This is a genomic window from Streptomyces sp. NPDC059816 (assembly GCF_042732055.1).
Taxonomy (GTDB): domain Bacteria; phylum Actinomycetota; class Actinomycetes; order Streptomycetales; family Streptomycetaceae; genus Streptomyces.
Genome location: NZ_JBHWIQ010000014.1, coordinates 191,444 through 207,535, shown reverse-complemented (window position 1 = coordinate 207,535; position 16,092 = coordinate 191,444). Strand labels below are relative to the sequence as shown.

The window sequence follows — 16,092 nt, the reverse complement described above, 5'->3', positions numbered from 1 at the left end:
GCCGCGCACCCCGGGGGCGATTACCCGCGAGGTAATCGCCCCCGGGCGCAGGGCCGTTCGCTCAGTGGTCGCCGCCGAGCAGCCACTCGCCCGGCAGCGCGGAGCGGACCGCGTCCAGCGCCGCGGCGTCCCGGGCGCGGGCCCACAGCCAGTCCGTGCCGTCCGCGCGCAGCAGCACTCCGTCCCCGGTGAACCAGCGCACGGGCGGCCCGTCCGGCACCGCCCACACGGGGTACGGGACGAGGGGGAGCGGGGTGAACCGTTCCGCCAGGGCCGTGGTCGTGGGCGCGTCCAGATGACGGTTGTCGGTGGGCCCGTCGGGCGCGAGGAGCCGATCGGACAGCACCATCTCGACGCAGGCCAGCGAGAACCGGTCGAGGAAGGGCCGCCACTCCTGCTCGTCGGTCGCCCGGAACCACACCGGGGGGTCGGCGTCCGCCGGGCCGCCGGACGCCTCGGCCTCGCGCGACACCGGTACCCCCCATTCGACCGTGTACTGGTTCTCCACCCGGACGATGAGTACCGAACCGCTCTCGTCGGTCTCCCACTGTGCGGGCCGCAGCAACCGGTCCTGTGCGCGGACCAGGTCGTCCCGGCGCCCGAAGAGCGCGTACGCCGCGTGCACGGCGGCCGGTAGCCGGATGTCCAACCGGCCGGCGTGCTCCCGGAGCTCACCGGCGGGCCAACCGTCGTCGGGCGTGAGGGGGACCGCCCACCGCTCGGCGAACCACCTGATGAAGTCCCAGGCCCCCTCGGCCCCACCGGCCGCTGCGGCGAGCGCGGGCCGCGGGTCGTAGTCGTCTCCCATGATCGTCAGCCTAGTAGCGGGCGATCATGACACGGGGCCGGATGCCGGGATCGTTCCGAGGACCGTCGGACCCGGCGGGGCCACCCGATCGTGCGGGAGGGGCGGGGCGTCGGTCAGTGGGCCGCGGGCTCACCGATGGGCGAAAGCGGACAATCTGCATAGACTGGCGAGGTCACAGCCAGGACCGGACGTGCGGCGGAGTTGAATCATGGCGTCGAACCGCCCCGCGGACCCGCCGGACGACCTGTTGGCCCGCCTCGGCTCCCTCACGGCCGAGGCGAGGACGCGGGCGGAGGCGCACCGCACCCAGGTGGAACTGGCACTCGCCCTCCAGCGCGGCATGCTGCCCGGTGAGCTGCCCGCCGCCCCGGGGCTGAGCGTGGCGGCCCGCTACGCCCCCGCCTTCGCGGGCCTGAACGTCGGGGGCGACTGGTACGACGGCTTCGTGCTGCCCGACGGCAGCATCGGCTACTCCATCGGCGACGTCCAGGGGCACACCATCGAGGCCGCCGCCTTCATGGGGCAGGTCCGGGTCGGTCTGCGGGCGCTGGCGTCGGTGACCAGTGACCCGGGGGAGCTGCTGGGCCGCACCAACGACCTGCTGCTGTCGCTCGGCGGCTCGCTCTTCGCCACCTGCACGATGGTCCGCTTCGACCCGGTCGCCTGGGAGCTGGACAGCGCCCGCGCCGGCCACGTGCCGTTGGTCCGGGCCACCGCCGACGGCGCCTCCGGCGTGGTCGAGGACGAGGGAGGGCTGCCGCTCGGCATCGAGTCGGGCGTCACCTATCCGGTCACCCGGTACCGGCTCACCGGGCGGGGCGCCTTCGTCCTGGTCACCGACGGGGTGGTGGAGGGCCCTTCGCTCGCCGTCGACGAAGGACTGGCCCAGGTGGCCACCCTCGCCGGGGTGGGCGTCGGCGCCGCTCTGGGCGCCGAGTCCCTGGCCACGTCGGTGATGCGGATCGCCGACTCGATCGGCCATGACGACGACGCCGCGGTCCTGGTCATCAGCCACGACGCTCCGCCGCAGGGGGCGGCGCCGGGGGGCGGGGAAGGGGAGGGGCGCATCTGACGCCCGGGGCGCCGGCTCCGAGCGCTGGTCCGGACGGGTCCGGGGCGGACCCGCCGGGGCGGACGAGCCGGGGTGGGCCCGGTCCGCGGCCCCTCGTGGGGTGGGCCCGCTGCGGGCCGAGCGTGTCACGACGGGCCGACCGGCGGCGCGCGGTGTCTCATGGCTGGCGTGGCGAACAACCAGTCCAAGGGCCGACGGGCCGTGGTGCTCGTACTCCAGAACCTCGCCGTCGCGGCCTGCTACTACGTCGGTGGACGCCTCGGTCTGCTGAAGGCGCTGGTGGTCGAGGGCTCCGTGGTCAGCCCCATCTGGCCGCCGACCGGCATCGCACTCGCGGCGCTGCTGACGTTCGGACCGGCGGTCTGGCCGGGCGTCGCGCTCGGTGCCCTGCTCGTCGTCGAGTACATCAGCACCCCGTTGCAGCCCAGTGCCATCGGCATCCTGGCCGGGAACACGCTCGCCCCGCTGTGCGCGTACGTCCTCCTGCGCGCGGTCGGCTTCCGCAACGAGCTGGACCGGCTGCGGGACGGCTTGGCGCTGGTGTTCCTGGGTGCGCTCGTCGGCATGCTCGTGAGCGCCACCGGAGGGGTGGGACAGTTGCTGTTCAGCGGCCGGATCCACGCCTCGGACTTCTGGCCGGTGTGGTCGGCGTGGTGGACCGGGGACGCGCTCGGTGTGCTCGTGGTCACCCCGGTCCTGCTCATCCTGTGGCGGGCCCGCTGGCCGCTGCCGTTCGACCGCTGGCCCGAGGCGCTCGCACTGGCGGTCTGCGCGGGGTTCGTCGCGCCCTTCGTGGCGACCAGTGAGCTCAGTCTGCTCTTCCTCGTGTACCCGCTGCTGATCTGGGCCGCGGTGCGCTTCCAACTGCCCGGTGCCGCCCTGTGCGCCCTGTTCGTGTCGGTGGTGACGGCGATCGCCGCGGCCGACGGCGACGGCCCCTTCGAGGGCCACAGCCAGTTCGAGGTGATGATCAACCTCCAGGCGTTCAACGGCTCGGTCGCCCTGACCGCCCTGCTGCTGGCCGCGCTCGTCACCGAGCAGCGCACGATACGGCTGCGCGTCGAGCAGGCGGTCGTGGAGCTCGCCGAGGTGGTCGAGCAGCTGGCGCCCGGCTGGGGCGGCGGGCGGCGGCGACCGCCCAGGGAGGAATGAGCGCAGGTCGGGCGAAGTGCCGCAGCTCACCACGAGACCGGAACAAAGCCGGCGGGTGCATCGTTCACCTAGATGTGGACGCGGAGGGAGCAGTGTCCCCGGGCCCAACCTTTCGCCCACGAGGACGATCGTTCGGCTGAAGCCTCGTGGAGCCCCCCGCCGAGAGGCGACCGCCCTCCGTGTCCCCCTTGGTCCGCCCCGGCTGGTCCCCCCCCCGTCCAGTCGGGGCTCCCTTTTGCGCCATCCCGGTCGGGTGGTGGGTGCTGTGTGCACCGTTCGCGTCCCGGCTCAGGTGCGTCGAGCCCCGGTGTTCGAGGTCTCGCACGGGGGGTCGCTACGCCCCGGACGGGCGGTCGCGGTCCTTCGCTCCTGCAATGACGCACAGCGTGCGCCCGTGGCCGGAACTTGTCTGTGTGCGGGGTCAGTTCCCCGGCGGTCGACCGGTCTTCGACCCGTCTTTGTCTAGACCTATTTTGTCTAGACCTCTTGCCTAGCCGATGATCCGCGGGCTACGTTTCCGGCTGTTCGGAAGTACTTCAAGTTTCCTTCAATTCCCTTGACGAGCAAGGCTGGAAGGAGCATGTCCGCATGCAGGACCGGAGTTTGTCCAGACGAACCGTTCTCGCCTCCGCGACCGTAGTCGCGGCGGCAGCCACGGGCGTCGTGGGAGTAACGGCCACCCCCGCACTCGCCAGCAAGCGTGACGCGGGCCTCAAGACGCTCATCTCGAAGATGAGCGTAGAGGCGAAGATCGGCCAGCTGTTCGTGCCGTACTTCTACGGTACGTCGGCCGACAACCCCAACCAGTTCGACCGGGAGCGCAACCTCCGGGAACTGGGCGTCGCCACCGCCGCGGAGCTCATCGCCAAGTACCACATCGGCGGTGTCATCTACTTCTCCGGCTGGGCGAACAACATTCAGGACCCCCACCAGGTCGCGGAGTTGACGAACGGCATCCAGCGTGCCTCGCTCGGCCTCGACACGGGGATCCCCTCCCTGATCTCCATCGACCAGGAGCACGGTGCGAACGTCCGCATCGGCAGCGGCGCCACCCAACTCCCCGGCGCCATGGCGCTCGGCGCGGGCCGGAGCCTGTCCGACGCGCGCACCGCCGGCCGGATATCGGGCACCGAACTCGCGGCGCTCGGCATCCACCAGAACTACGCCCCGGTCGCCGACGTCAACGTCAACCCGGCCAACCCCATCATCAACGTGCGCTCGTTCGGCGCGGACGCCAACGCCGTCGGACGCATGGTGGCAGCCCAGGTGAAGGGCTACCAGGGGGCCGGTGTCGTGGCGTGCGCCAAGCACTTCCCCGGGCACGGCGACACCGGCGAGGACAGCCACACCGGGCTCCCCGTGATCACCCACACCCGCGAGGAGTGGGACCGGATCGACGCCCCGCCGTTCAAGGCGGCCATCGCCGCCGGCGTCGACTCGATCATGACCGCGCACCTCCAGGTCCCCGCGCTCGACCCGAGCAACGAGCCCGCGACCCTCTCGCCCAAGATCCTCCAGGGCGTGCTGCGCGGCGAGCTCGGCTTCGACGGGGTGATCGTCACCGACGCCCTCAACATGCGGGGCGTGCGCACCAAGTACGGCGACGACCGCGTCCCCGTCCTCGCCCTCAAGGCCGGCGTCGACCAGCTCCTGTTCCCGCCGAACATCGACGTGGCCTACAACGGCGTCCTGGCCGCCGTGCGGTCCGGCGAGATCACCGTGGCACGGCTCGAAGAGTCGGTGCTGCGCATCCTGCGCCTCAAGCACAAGGTGGGCCTGCTCGACGGCAACCCCTACATCTCCCCGCGCGAGGTCGACCGCGTCGTCGGTGCCGCCAAGCACAAGGCAGCCGCCGGCCGGATCGCCGAACGCACCACCACCCTGCTCGTCAACAAGGACGAGACGCTCCCGCTGCGCCGCAAGCAGAAGAAGCTGCTGGTGGTCGGTGCGAGCCCGGCCTTCCCCACCGACGCCAACCGCACCTCGGTGCCGGAGCTGGCCAAGGCGTTCGACGAACTCGGCCTCACCACGACCGCCCTCGCCACCGGCCGGGCCCCGGACGCGGCGAAGATCGACGAAGCGGTCGCCGCGGCCCAGGGCCGGGACGCCGTGGTGGTCCTCACCGACAACGTCAGCGCCACCAGCGCCCAGCGCACCCTGGTGTCCCGACTGATCGCGACCGGTGTCCCCGTGATCCACCTCGCGGTCCGCAACCCCTACGACATCGCCCACCTCAGCGGTGTCCGGGCCTCCCTCGTGTCCTACTGCTGGGCCGAGGTGGAACTGCGGGCCGCCGCCCGGGTCATCGCGGGCCGTGTCGAACCGCGCGGCAAACTGCCCGTGCCGATCCAGCGGGCCGACGACCCGACGAAGGTGCTCTTCCGCTCCGGCCACGGTCTGTCGTACGACGACTGACCCGGCACGGTCGCCACGGGTCGACCACCGGGCGCCGGACGGCGCTCCACCCCACGGGCGGAGGCCGGTGACACGCACACCGCGTCCCGTACCGCCCCCCACTGCCGTGCCCCACCCCCGCACGCACGCCTGACCCGGCGGAGTCGGAACCCCCACCGGGGACTCCGGCTCCGCCCAGGTCGTTCCCGGCCCGCCGCACCGCGAGGCCCGGCGCCCGCGCCGGCCCGGACAGCGCTCGGCCCCGGCACCCTTCACGGGTACCGGGGCCTCGTCGCTGGCGACGGCCGGTGCTACGCGGCCGTGCTCGGCTGGAGGTAGCGCTCCAGCAGGTCGTCCAGACTCACCAGCCCGGCGAGCCCGCCCGACGCGTCCCGGACCACCGCCAACGATGCGCGACGCCTGCGCAACTGCTCCACGGCGTACGCCACCGTGTCGTGCTGCGCCAGCTCCGGCAGCGGCCGGGCCAGCTCCCGTGCGGTCGTCGCGCGCTCCCGGGCCCGGGCGACCAGCGCGTCCCGGGTGTGCACCGACCCCACGACCCGATCCGCCTCGCGGACCAGCAGCCGCGTCCGGTCGGCCGCCGAGGCCACTCCGAGGATCGTGCCGGGGCCGGCGGAACCGTCCACCCAGGTGATGTCCGCCGCGGGCACCAGCAACTCCGCCACCGGTGTCAGCGGCTCCGTGAGCGACCTGGTGATCAACTCCGAGTCGGCCGCACTGATGAGACCCGTGCGCCGCGACTCCGCGACCAGGTCCGCCAGCTGTTCGCGGTCGTGCACCGGAACCAGCTCGTCCCGCGGGGTGACCCGGCACAGCCGCACCAGGGCGTTGCTGACCGCGTTGAGCACCCGGATCAGCGGACGCACGGCCTTCACCACCGCCCGGAAGGGCGGCGACAGCAGCATGGCCGACCGCTCGGGGTGCGCGATGGCCCAGGACTTGGGGGCCATCTCACCGACCACCATGTGCAGGAACACCACCACGACGATCGCCACGGCGAAGGACACCCCGTAGCTCAGGCCGGTCGGAAGGCCCCAGCCGGTCAGGACCGGGTCCAGCGCGTGGGACACCGCGGGCTTGGAGATCGAGCCCAGGCCCAGGGTGGTCACCGTGATGCCGAGCTGGGCGCCCGCCAACATCAGCGACAGCTCCCGCATCCCGGCGAGCGCGGCCTTGGCGCCGCGCCGCCCCTCGGCGGCGGCCTTCTCCATCCGGTGCCGCTTCGCGGCGACCAGGGCGAACTCCGCGGCGACGAAGAACCCGCTGCCGATCAGCAGCAGCAGGGTCAGGAACAGGGCGACGGACAGACTCATGCCGTCACCTCCTCATCCGAGTGGCGCAGGGCGGCGCCGTCGTGGCCGCCCCGCTGCGGGGCGTTGCCGGACGGCGTGGACTCCTGCGGTGCGGGCCGGTGCTCGATGCGCACCCGCTCCGGCACGTGCCGGTTCAGGGTGCGCACCTCGATGAGCGCGGCGCTGCCGTCCGGCAGGGCCACGTCCACCCGGTCACCGATCGCGGGGAAGCGCCCCAGCCGGTCCACCACGAGGCCGGCGACCGTGTCGAAGTCGTCCTCCTCGGGCAGCGGCACGTCGATGACCGGCGCGACCTCGTCGATGCGCCGACCGGCGTCGACCAGCCAGCCGGACCCGTGGGGCACCGCGAGCGCGGTGACCCGGTCCGTCTCGTCGGCGATGTCACCGACGAGCTCCTCGGCGATGTCCTCGTAGGTGACGACACCCGCCACCCCGCCGTGCTCGTCCAGCACGACGGCGAACTCGTCGTCCGCCTCCCGCATCCGGGTCACCGCGCCGGGCAGCGGCAAGGTGTCCGGCAGCAGCAGCGGACGGCGGGCCAGCTCGCCCGCGGTGAGCACCGCGAGCCGCTCGGCGGGCAGTCGGGACAGCTCCCGCACCCCGAGGACCCCGGCGACGTCGTCCGGGTGGTCACCGAGCACCGGATACGTCGAGTGCCCGTGGCGTGCGATCAGCTCCACGGCGTCCGCCCCGGAGGCGTCCCGGCGGATGAAGACGGTGTCCGCACGCGGCACCATCACCTCGCCCATGGTGCGCTCGGAGAACTCCAGGGCGTGATCGAGCAGCTCCGCCGTGTCACGGGGCAGCGCGCCCCGCTCGTGCGACTCGTCGATCAGCTGACCCAGCTCCTCCAGCGTCGCCCCGTGGTGCAGCTCCTCGACCGGCTCGATGCCGATCCGGCGCAGCAGCCAGGCGGCGGCCCCGTCGAAGACGTGGATGACCGGGCCGACCACCTTCAGATAGGCGAGGGTGGAGGGCGCCAACGACTTCGCGAGCCGCTCGGGCACCGCGATCGCCAGGTTCTTCGGGGCCAGCTCGCCGAGGACCATCTGCACCACGGTCGCGACCACGAAGGCCAGGGCGACCGAGATCCCGTCCACGGCGGCGTCGGGCACCCCCACCCCCGAAACCAGGGGCCGGATGACCGCCGACACGGACGGCCCGGTGAGGAAGCCGACGATCAGGCCCGTCACCGTGATGCCCAGCTGGGCACCGGAGAGCATGAAGGACAGCCGGCTCATGACCTTCAGGGCGCGCGCCGCGCGCCGGTCACCCGCTTCCGCCTCCCGCGCCAGCGCGAGCCGGTCGGCGGAGACGTAGGTGAACTCCTGGAGGACGAAATAGCCCGTGCCGACGGTGAGCAGGAGTACCGCCAACAGGCCGAGTGCGGCATTCATCGAACACCACCCCGCCGGGTGCCGCGATCACGCGTGAGAGGGCGGGATGGTTCGGGACTGTGTCCCGGAGGGTCGGGGTCCGTCGTCTGGGCGGACAAGTGGCCACTCCTCATAGGTGGTCGTTCTGTGGGTGCTCCCTACAACGAGCACCTCACGATCATTGTTCCCGAACCCTCCGAGAACCGATGAGGGACCCCCGCCGGGGTACCGAAGAGCGGCCCTGACCTGCGCTTCAGTACCCCGCGGGAGCCGTCGGCGGGGTCAGCCGGCGGGGGTCGGCCCCGGTTCGACGGCGTCGGGCACCGGGGTGGCGGCGCTCGCGGATGCCCGCTGCCGCGCCACCGCGAGCGCCACCGCCCCGGTGACCACGGCCGCCGCCAGCAGGGCCGCGCTCACCCATACGGGGGAGCGGTAGCCCAGCCCGGCGGCGATCGTCAGCCCGCCGGCCCAGGGGCCGAACGACGCGCCGACGTTGAACGCCGCGGTGGCGCTCGCCCCCGCCAGCATCGGCGCACCGGCCCCCGCGTAGAGCACCCGGGTCACCAGCGTCGAGCCGATCGCGAACGCCAGCGCGCCCTGGACCAGCACCAGGACCAGCACCACCGCCGGCCGGCCCGCGCCCAGCGCGAGCACCACCCAACCGGCGAGGTGCACCACCGTGCCCACCGCCAGGAGCGGCACCGGCCGGGTGTCGGCGAGGCGACCGGCCGCAGTGACCCCCGCGAAGGAACCGATGCCGAACAGCACCAGCACGGCGGGGACCCAGCGCTCCGGGATTCCGGACACCTCGGTGACCAGCGGCGCGAGGTAGGTGAAGCTGCCGAACGTGGCGCCGTTCACCAGGGCGCACAGGGCCAACAGCACCAGGGGCTGACGGCGCCCCAGGACCCGCAGCTCGGCCCGGACGTCCCGGAACCCGGGGACCTCTCCGCCGCCCCGTCCGGCCGGGACGGAACGCCAGACGGCCACCACCGCGGGCGCCGACAGCGCCACCACGGCCCAGAACGCCGAGCGCCAGCCCCAGTGCTGGCCGAGCAGCGCCCCGCCGGGCACCCCCGCCACGCAGGCCAGGGTCACCCCGCCGAGCAGGACCGCCGTCGCCCGGCCCTTGGCGTGCGGCGGGACCAGGGCGGCGGCGGCCGTGAACGCCACGGCCAGGAACCCCGCGTTGGCGAGCGCCGCGATGACGCGGGTCACCAACAGCACCGGGAAGCTGACGGTCAGCGCCCCCACGGCGTGCGCGGCGAGGAAGACCACCAGGAACACCAGCAGCGCGTCACGGCGGGACCAGCGCATGGCGGCGACCGCCATCAGGGGGGCGCCGATCACCATGCCCACGGCGAACGCCGAGGTCAGCGCCCCGGCGGCCGGGAGCGTGACGCCCAGGTCACGGGCGATGTCCGCGAGGAGGCCGGACAACATGAACTCGGACGTGCCCATGGCGAAGACCGCCAGTCCGAGGAAGTAGAGAGCAAGAGGCACCGCAGAACTCCACAGCCGTTTCGAGATCCAACAGGAAACGAGACCGGCGGTCCGCGGGGTGGCGTCGGCGCCCCGGCACCGGGGGTGCGGGGGGCGCGGCGGGAAGCCACCGGGGACGGCCGGTGGCTAGCCTCTGTCGGACTCGGGGCTGTTCACGCGGGGCAGCCTAGGAGGACGCGCGGCCTCCCGTCCACCGCATTACCCGGCTGTCCGGGCGACCGCCCCGCGATCCGCCGGCCCCCGGTGCGGCGGTTGTTCGGGTGCGGGCCGCACCGGCGCGGGCCGGATGCCCCGACGCTCCGGCGAGCCGGGCGTCACCAACACCGGTCGGCCGTAGTGCCGCACGCCCAGCGGCTCACCGGACAGCAGGGTGTAGGTGGCAGCCTCCCCGGTGATCTCCACCCGAAGCCGTCGCCCCACCACCTCCAGCGTGAACGCGAGCCGGCTGAACCGCTCCGGCAGCCGGGGCGAGAAGTTCGGGGTGCTCCCCAGCAGCCGCATCCCCCCGAACCCGGCCACCAGCGCCATCCAGGTCCCGGCGAGGGAGGCGATGTGGAGTCCGTCGCGGGTGTTGTTCTCCAGGTCGTCCAGATCCATCAGCGCCGCCTCCGCCACGTACTGGTAGGCGAGCGCCAGATGTCCCGCCTGGGCGGCGATCACCGCCTGGCAGCACGCCGACAGCGACGAGTCCCGTACGGTCAACGGCTCGTAGTAGGCGAAGTTGCGGGCCGTGTGCTCCTCGTCGAAGTACTCGCTGCACTTGTACATCGCCAGCACCAGGTCGGCCTGTTTGACGACCTGCTTGCGGTAGATGTCGAAGTACGGGAAGTGCAGCATCAACGGGTACTGGTCGGCCCGGGTGTCCGCGAAGTCCCACACCTGGTGCCGGGTGAACCCGGACGACTGCTCGTGCACCCCGAGTTCGTCGTTGTACGGGACGTGCATCGCCTCGGCCGCGTCCCGCCAGGCGGCACTCTCCTCGTCGTCCACCCCCAGCGCCGCCGCCTGCTGCGGATGGCGCTCGACCGCGTCCGCCGCGGCCAACAGGTTCGCCCGGGCCATCAGATTGGTGTACGTGTTGTCGTCCTGCACGGCGCTGTACTCGTCCGGGCCGGTGACCCCGTCGAGGTGGAACGCGCCGTGGTGGTCGTGGTGGCCCAGCGAACGCCACAACCGGGCCGTCTCCACCAGGAGTTCCACTCCGGTGTCCCGTTCGAAGGGCTCGTCGCCGGTGACCGCCACGTACCGGCTGACCGCGTCCGCGATGTCCGCATTGACGTGGAACGCCGCCGTACCGGCCGGCCAGTACGCCGAGCCCTCCGAGCCGTCGATGGTGCGCCAGGGGAACGCGGCGCCCTGGAAGCCCAGTTGGGCGGCCCGCTCCTTCGCGGCCGGTAGGGTGTTCTGCCGCCAGCGCAACGCCTCCGCCACCGCGAACGGGGAGGTGTAGGTGAGCAGGGGGAGCACGAAGATCTCGGTGTCCCAGAAGGCGTGGCCGTCGTACCCGGAGCCGGTGAGCCCCTTCGCCGGGATCGCCCGCTGCTCGGCCCGGGCGCCTGCCTGGAGGACGTGGAACAGGGCGAACCGCACCGCCTGTTGGATCTCCTCGTCCCCGTCGACCTCCACGTCCGAACGCGCCCAGAAGTCGTCCAGGTAGGTGCGCTGTTCCGCGACCAGCCCGTCCCAGCCGACGTTCATCGCCGCGGCGAGCGCCGCGTCGACCTGGTCGCTGACCGCGGGGAGCGAGCGGGTGCTCGACCAGCCGTACGCCACCACCTTGTCGAGCCGCAGGGTGTCGCCGGGCGCGAGCGTGGAGGCCAGGGTGAGGCGGGCGACGTCCTCACGGCTCTCCCTGCTCGTCGTGGTGGGCCGCGGCCCGGTGACCACGTGGTCGGCCGCCGCCCCCACCCGCAGGTCACTGGTCCGGGTGCGGTGCACCAGGCCCAGCCGCGCGCCCGTCGCGAAGTGCGACTCGGGTTCGAGCGGGGACTCCAACGCCACCGAGGCCCGCGGGTCGCCGTTCGCCCCGGGCAGCTGTTCGTTGGCGACGAGCTCGGACTGGATGACGATCCGCACCTCCGAGTCGACGGCCTCGACCTCGTAGCGCACCGCGGCGATGGCCCGTTGGGTGAACGACACCAGACGCGTCGAACGCACCCGGACCGAGCAGCCCGCCGGGGACACCCACTCGCACACCCGCGTCAGCACGCCCGCCCGCAGGTCCAGGGTCCGCTCGTGGGACACCAGCCGCCCGTACCGCAGGTCGAAGGGTTCGTCGTCGACGAGCAGCCGGATGACCTTGCCGTTGGTGACGTTGATGACGGTCTGGCCGGACTCCGGATAGCCGTATCCGGCCTCCGCGTACGGCAGCGGGTGCAGTTCGTACACCCCGTTCAGATACGAACCGGGCAGCCCGTGCGGTTCCCCCTCGTCCAGATTGCCCCGCCAGCCCACGTGCCCGTTCGACAGGGCGAACACCGATTCGCTCTGCGGCAGCACGTCGAGGTTCAGCGACCGTTCGCACAGGGACCAGGGCTCCACCGTGTACGAGGAATGGGTGATCATGCGCGCGTCTCCAACTCGGCGAGGTCCCGCACCACCGTGTCCGCCCCGTGGGCCCGCAGCGCGTCCGCCTGGCCGACCCGGTCGACCCCCACCACGTACCCGAAGTGACCCGAACGGCCGGCGTCCATTCCGGCGAGCGCGTCCTCGAACACCGCCGCACCGGCGGGCTCCGCCCCGAGGTCGGCCGCCGCCGCGAGGAACGTGTCCGGCCGCGGTTTGCCGGGCAGTCCCCGCCGCGCCGCCACCACTCCGTCGATCCGTACGTCGAACCGGTCCTCCGCGCCGACCGCCCGCAGGACGTCCCGACAGTTGGTGCTGGAGGAGACGACCGCGGTGCGCAGCCCCGCGGAGCGCACCGCGTCGAGGTAGCGCAGCGAACCCTCGTACGCCTCCACCCCACCCGATCTGATCCTTGCCAGCAGGAGGGCGTTCTTGCGGTTGCCCAGCCCCTGCACGCTCACTTCCCGCGGGGCGTCCCCGCCCGTGCCCTCCGGCAGGGTGATGCCGCGGGAGGCCAGGAAGGACCGGACGCCGTCGGCCCGGGGGCGGCCGTCCACGTAGCGGTCGTAGTCCTCCTGGGTGAAGGGCCGGAAATCGGGCCCGTCGCGCTCGCGCAGGAAGGCGTCGAACGTCTCCCGCCACGCGGCGGCGTGCACCACGGCGGTCTTCGTGATCACGCCGTCCAGGTCGAACAGACAGGCGACGATGGTGTCCGGGAGACCCAGCCCTGCACGTGTCCCCATGGCGAGAACCTCCGGGTCCGGAACGCCGAAGCGGTGGTCGCCGCCATCGTAAGGCGGTCCCCGTCCCCCCACCCGTCGGCGGCCCGGACCGTCGCCCCGTCTCAGCCCGCGCCGGCCGCCCGGGGCGCCGCCGCGACCGGACACCCGCCCGCACCGAGGAAGTGGAAGTCGGGACGGGGGTGCATCAGGAACTCGTGGTGCGAGATGTTCCAGGCATAGGCCCCCGCCATCTGGAACACCACCCGGTCCCCGGCCCGCAGCCCCGCCGCGGGGACCCGCCGGGCGAGCACGTCCTTGGGCGTGCACAACTGGCCGACCAGGGTGACCGGGCCGCGGCCCGCGGCGGGCCGCGGCCACGGGTGCGGCCAGGGCCCCACGGGCAGCACCGTGCACGGCTGGTCGTGCCCCTTGGTGGCGGGGGTGCGCAGATGGTGGGTGCCGCCGCGGACCACTGCGAAGTCCTCGCCGTGGCTGTGCTTGACGTCCAGCACCTCCGTCGCGTACCAGCCGCAGTACGCGGTGAGCGCCCGGCCGGGCTCCACCCGCAGGGTCAGCCCCGGATGCTCCGCGAGCAGCGCGGCGAGGGCCGTGCCGTACGCCGTCCAGTCGAACCGGACCTCGGGCCGCGCGTAGTCGACGGCCATCCCACCGCCGACGTTGACCTCGCGCAGCCGCACCCGGTGCCCGTCGGCGAGCGCCGCGGACCAGCGCACCACCTCCCGGGCGACCGAGGCGAGGGCGCCGGCGTCGAGGCCGCTCACCAGATGGGCGTGCGTCCCCCACCACTCCAACTGGGGGAACGCGCCCCGGGCCAGGAGGCCGAGGACCGCATCGGCCTCGGCGGGGTCGATGCCGAAGGGGCTGGGGCCGCCGCCCATGGTGAGCGAGCTGCCGGTCAGGGCGTCCTCGGCGACCGCCAGGTTGAACCGCGTCAGCACCGGCACCCGCACCCCGGGCGCGGTGCGGGCGGCGAGGGCGGCGAGCATCCGCAGTTCGTGCGCGCTCTCGACGTGGAACCGCGGCACTGGCCCGCCCGTCGCCGCGCCGGCGAGGGCGGCCGTCACCTCCGCCGGGGTCTTGCCGGGCCCGCCGAACGCCAACGGGCGGTCCGGCACCGCTGTCGCCACGTGCGCGAGCTCACCGCCGGAGGCCACCTCGAACCCGTCGACCAGCGGGGCCAGGGCACCGAGGATCGCGGGTTCCGGATTGGCCTTCGCGGCGTAGTACAGCTCCACCCGCTCCGGCAGCGCCGCCCGGACGGCGGCCGTGTGCGCGCGCAGCGCGTCCAGGTCGTAGAGGTAGGCGGGCAGGCCGTCGACGGGCAGGTCCAGGACCCGTTCGCGGACCGCCCTGGTGGGGGCGGTCACCGGGCGCTCCAGTCGGTGTCGGTGCGGCTCGCCCCGGACAGGACGTCCTCGGCCAGCGGTGAGGGCACGTGCACGTACCCCGCGTCCCGGTCCGCGGAGCGGTCCCACCGCGCCAGCAGGTTCGCCTTGGCGGGCAGCGGCACCCCGGCGAGGAGGGCGCGCAGCCGCGGCGGGCAGCCGTGTTCGCGGGCGTACTCCTCGACGGTGGCGCGCAGCCGGGCCCACAACGCCCGCTCCCGGTCGGGGTGGAGGTCGGCGAGGGCGGCCAGCACCTCCGCCGCGTGGTTGACGAACAGGCAGTACACGACGCGGTCCCAGCCGCGGTGCGCCTCGTAGGTCAGCGGGCCCGCGACCTCCGGCGGCAGCTCGGCGAGGGTCCGTGCGTGGTGCTCGGGGACGAGCTTGGTGCCCTCCAGGTCCCGGAAGAGCAACTGCACGGGCGTGCCGTCGCCGTCCACGCAGACGATGACGTTCTGGAGGTGCGGTTCCAGGACGACGCCGTGGTCGAAGTAGGCGGCCAACACCGGAGGCACCAACAGCCGCAGGTACGCGGACCACCAGCGCAGCGCGGTGTCGGGGTCCGAGTCGGCCAGCAGACGGGACACCTGCGCCGGACCGGTCGGGTACTCGTCGGCGACGGCCGCGGCCAGCAACGGGGTGGCACCGGGGCGCAGGTGGTGCTCCAGGCCCTCGCGGACGATCACCCCGAAGCCCTCCAGCAGCGACCGGTCGGGGTGCCCGTCGGGCCCGGGCAGGGCGAGCGAACGGTACGCGGGTTCCCGGAGCACCGCCGTGCCGGGGAAGCGGGCCGCCAGGTCGGCGAGGACGGGGGCGAGCGCCCGGGTCAGGGCGACCGCGCCGGTCAGCTCGTAGGCGGCGTTCTTGCGCAGGCAGTTGGTGATGCGGACGTTGAGACTGAACTTCAGGAACCCGTCGTCGGTGTGCAGGGTGCGCACCGACGCGGTGGGCCGCACGTCCACGGCTCCGGGGCCGAGGTCCACGACGTTGCCGCGGTCGAGGGCGGCGCGCAGCACCGGGTGGTCGGCCAGCATCTCGTACTGCCAGGGGTGGGCGGGCAGCAGCCGGAATCCCTCGGGCACGCTCCGCAGCCGGTCCAGCGGGTCGGTCGCGGACGGCTCGGTCCGTTCCTCGGCGACCAGTTCCTGACGGACGGCCAGCATGCGCAGCGGGAAGGCCGCCCCCGCTTCCGGTGCGTAGGCCGCCCAACGGGCCGGATCGCCGCTGTGCGCCTTGGGCGTGGGGTGGAAGCGGTGGCCGAGGAGCAGGGACTGCTCGGAGTCGAGGTACACGGCGAGCGGATCGTCGCCCAGGGCCCGGGGGGTGGGGCGCGGCGCGGCGAGGGCGGCGCGGACTCCGCGGTGGCTCGCGCCCACCTGGGAGAGGAACTCGTCGTTGTGGGCGCCGGTGCGCAGGGACAGCTCGGCCCGGGTGTACTCGGCCAGGCGCAGCCAGTCGACCTCGGACCAGCCGTCTCCGGTGTCCTCGCCGCCGCGGGCGAGCCGTTCGGTGACGGGTCCGGTGAAGCGGTGCGCGCCGAGCAGGGAGGTGCGGCGCAGGGCCACGCGCAGCAGGACGCCCAGCCGGGGGAGCCGGAGCAGCAGGTGGTCGCCGATGACGGACGCCTGCCGTTCGGGCCCCGACACCTCGCGGAGCAGGCAGTTGAGGAGGGTGTGCGCCACGGCGAGGTCCGCGCCGGGCAGGTCCGGGACGGGCTCCGCGGTGCGCGGCAGGCCGGAAAGAGTGCTGGGCATCAGCGG

At 73.4% G+C, this 16,092-nt stretch carries 11 protein-coding genes; 3 read left to right on the top strand and 8 right to left on the bottom strand.

From position 1 onward, the window contains the following. Positions 1 to 61 precede the first annotated feature (61 nt). Complete coding sequence (locus ACFV88_RS20125; RefSeq protein ID WP_385492990.1) at positions 62 to 808, bottom strand: hypothetical protein; 747 nt, start codon at positions 806 to 808, stop codon at positions 62 to 64. A gap of 208 nt (positions 809 to 1,016) precedes the next feature. On the opposite strand from ACFV88_RS20125, the gene ACFV88_RS20120 reads away from it, so the two are divergent. The 3 genes from ACFV88_RS20120 to ACFV88_RS20110 all read left to right on the top strand — a co-directional run bounded on the left by ACFV88_RS20120 (position 1,017) and on the right by ACFV88_RS20110 (position 5,447). Then, positions 1,017 to 1,880: a PP2C family protein-serine/threonine phosphatase gene (locus ACFV88_RS20120; protein WP_385492988.1), complete on the top strand. Its 864-nt coding sequence runs from the start codon at positions 1,017 to 1,019 to the stop codon at positions 1,878 to 1,880. A 159-nt stretch (positions 1,881 to 2,039) separates the two neighbouring features. Beyond that, entirely contained in the window at positions 2,040 to 3,032 is a 993-nt protein-coding gene (locus tag ACFV88_RS20115; protein WP_385492987.1) for an MASE1 domain-containing protein, read from the top strand. Positions 3,033 to 3,620: 588 nt separating this feature from the next. Beyond that, a complete protein-coding gene (locus ACFV88_RS20110) occupies positions 3,621 to 5,447 on the top strand; it encodes a glycoside hydrolase family 3 protein (protein WP_385492986.1) in 1,827 nt (608 codons plus the stop codon). 290 nt (positions 5,448 to 5,737) lie between these two features. Here ACFV88_RS20110 and ACFV88_RS20105 read toward each other — a convergent pair whose 3' ends face one another. The 7 genes from ACFV88_RS20105 to ACFV88_RS20075 form a co-directional block, all read right to left on the bottom strand. After that, the gene (locus tag ACFV88_RS20105; RefSeq protein ID WP_385492985.1) at positions 5,738 to 6,760 is read right to left on the bottom strand and encodes a hemolysin family protein; all 1,023 of its coding nucleotides are present in this window, start codon (positions 6,758 to 6,760) and stop codon (positions 5,738 to 5,740) included. After that, positions 6,757 to 8,157, bottom strand: a complete 1,401-nt coding sequence (locus tag ACFV88_RS20100) for a hemolysin family protein (protein ID WP_385492984.1) — start codon at positions 8,155 to 8,157, stop codon at positions 6,757 to 6,759. Before ACFV88_RS20100 ends, ACFV88_RS20105 begins: the two co-directional genes overlap by 4 nt. A gap of 261 nt (positions 8,158 to 8,418) precedes the next feature. Then, positions 8,419 to 9,639: a Cmx/CmrA family chloramphenicol efflux MFS transporter gene (locus tag ACFV88_RS20095; protein WP_385492983.1), complete on the bottom strand. Its 1,221-nt coding sequence runs from the start codon at positions 9,637 to 9,639 to the stop codon at positions 8,419 to 8,421. Positions 9,640 to 9,837: 198 nt separating this feature from the next. Then, a complete protein-coding gene (locus tag ACFV88_RS20090; RefSeq protein ID WP_385492982.1) occupies positions 9,838 to 12,204 on the bottom strand; it encodes a glycoside hydrolase family 65 protein in 2,367 nt (788 codons plus the stop codon). Continuing rightward, a complete protein-coding gene (locus tag ACFV88_RS20085) occupies positions 12,201 to 12,947 on the bottom strand; it encodes an HAD family hydrolase (protein WP_385492981.1) in 747 nt (248 codons plus the stop codon). The genes ACFV88_RS20090 and ACFV88_RS20085 overlap by 4 nt, the downstream gene beginning before the upstream one ends. A gap of 101 nt (positions 12,948 to 13,048) precedes the next feature. Then, positions 13,049 to 14,314: a type III PLP-dependent enzyme gene (locus ACFV88_RS20080; protein WP_385492980.1), complete on the bottom strand. Its 1,266-nt coding sequence runs from the start codon at positions 14,312 to 14,314 to the stop codon at positions 13,049 to 13,051. Then, positions 14,311 to 16,086, bottom strand: a complete 1,776-nt coding sequence (locus ACFV88_RS20075) for an IucA/IucC family protein (protein ID WP_385492979.1) — start codon at positions 16,084 to 16,086, stop codon at positions 14,311 to 14,313. Before ACFV88_RS20075 ends, ACFV88_RS20080 begins: the two co-directional genes overlap by 4 nt. Between the last annotated feature and the right edge of the window lie 6 nt (positions 16,087 to 16,092).

Excerpts from the sequence above, each read along its gene's own strand:
- ACFV88_RS20105 (WP_385492985.1), bottom strand. The coding sequence starts at position 6,760 with ATGAGTCTGTCCGTCGCCCTGTTCCTGACCCTGCTGCTGCTGATCGGC.
- ACFV88_RS20110 (WP_385492986.1), top strand. The coding sequence starts at position 3,621 with ATGCAGGACCGGAGTTTGTCCAGACGAACCGTTCTCGCCTCCGCGACC.
- ACFV88_RS20115 (WP_385492987.1), top strand. The coding sequence starts at position 2,040 with ATGGCTGGCGTGGCGAACAACCAGTCCAAGGGCCGACGGGCCGTGGTG.
- ACFV88_RS20090 (WP_385492982.1), bottom strand. The coding sequence starts at position 12,204 with ATGATCACCCATTCCTCGTACACGGTGGAGCCCTGGTCCCTGTGCGAA.
- ACFV88_RS20120 (WP_385492988.1), top strand. The coding sequence starts at position 1,017 with ATGGCGTCGAACCGCCCCGCGGACCCGCCGGACGACCTGTTGGCCCGC.
- ACFV88_RS20075 (WP_385492979.1), bottom strand. The coding sequence starts at position 16,086 with ATGCCCAGCACTCTTTCCGGCCTGCCGCGCACCGCGGAGCCCGTCCCG.
- ACFV88_RS20125 (WP_385492990.1), bottom strand. The coding sequence starts at position 808 with ATGGGAGACGACTACGACCCGCGGCCCGCGCTCGCCGCAGCGGCCGGT.
- ACFV88_RS20085 (WP_385492981.1), bottom strand. The coding sequence starts at position 12,947 with ATGGGGACACGTGCAGGGCTGGGTCTCCCGGACACCATCGTCGCCTGT.
- ACFV88_RS20100 (WP_385492984.1), bottom strand. The coding sequence starts at position 8,157 with ATGAATGCCGCACTCGGCCTGTTGGCGGTACTCCTGCTCACCGTCGGC.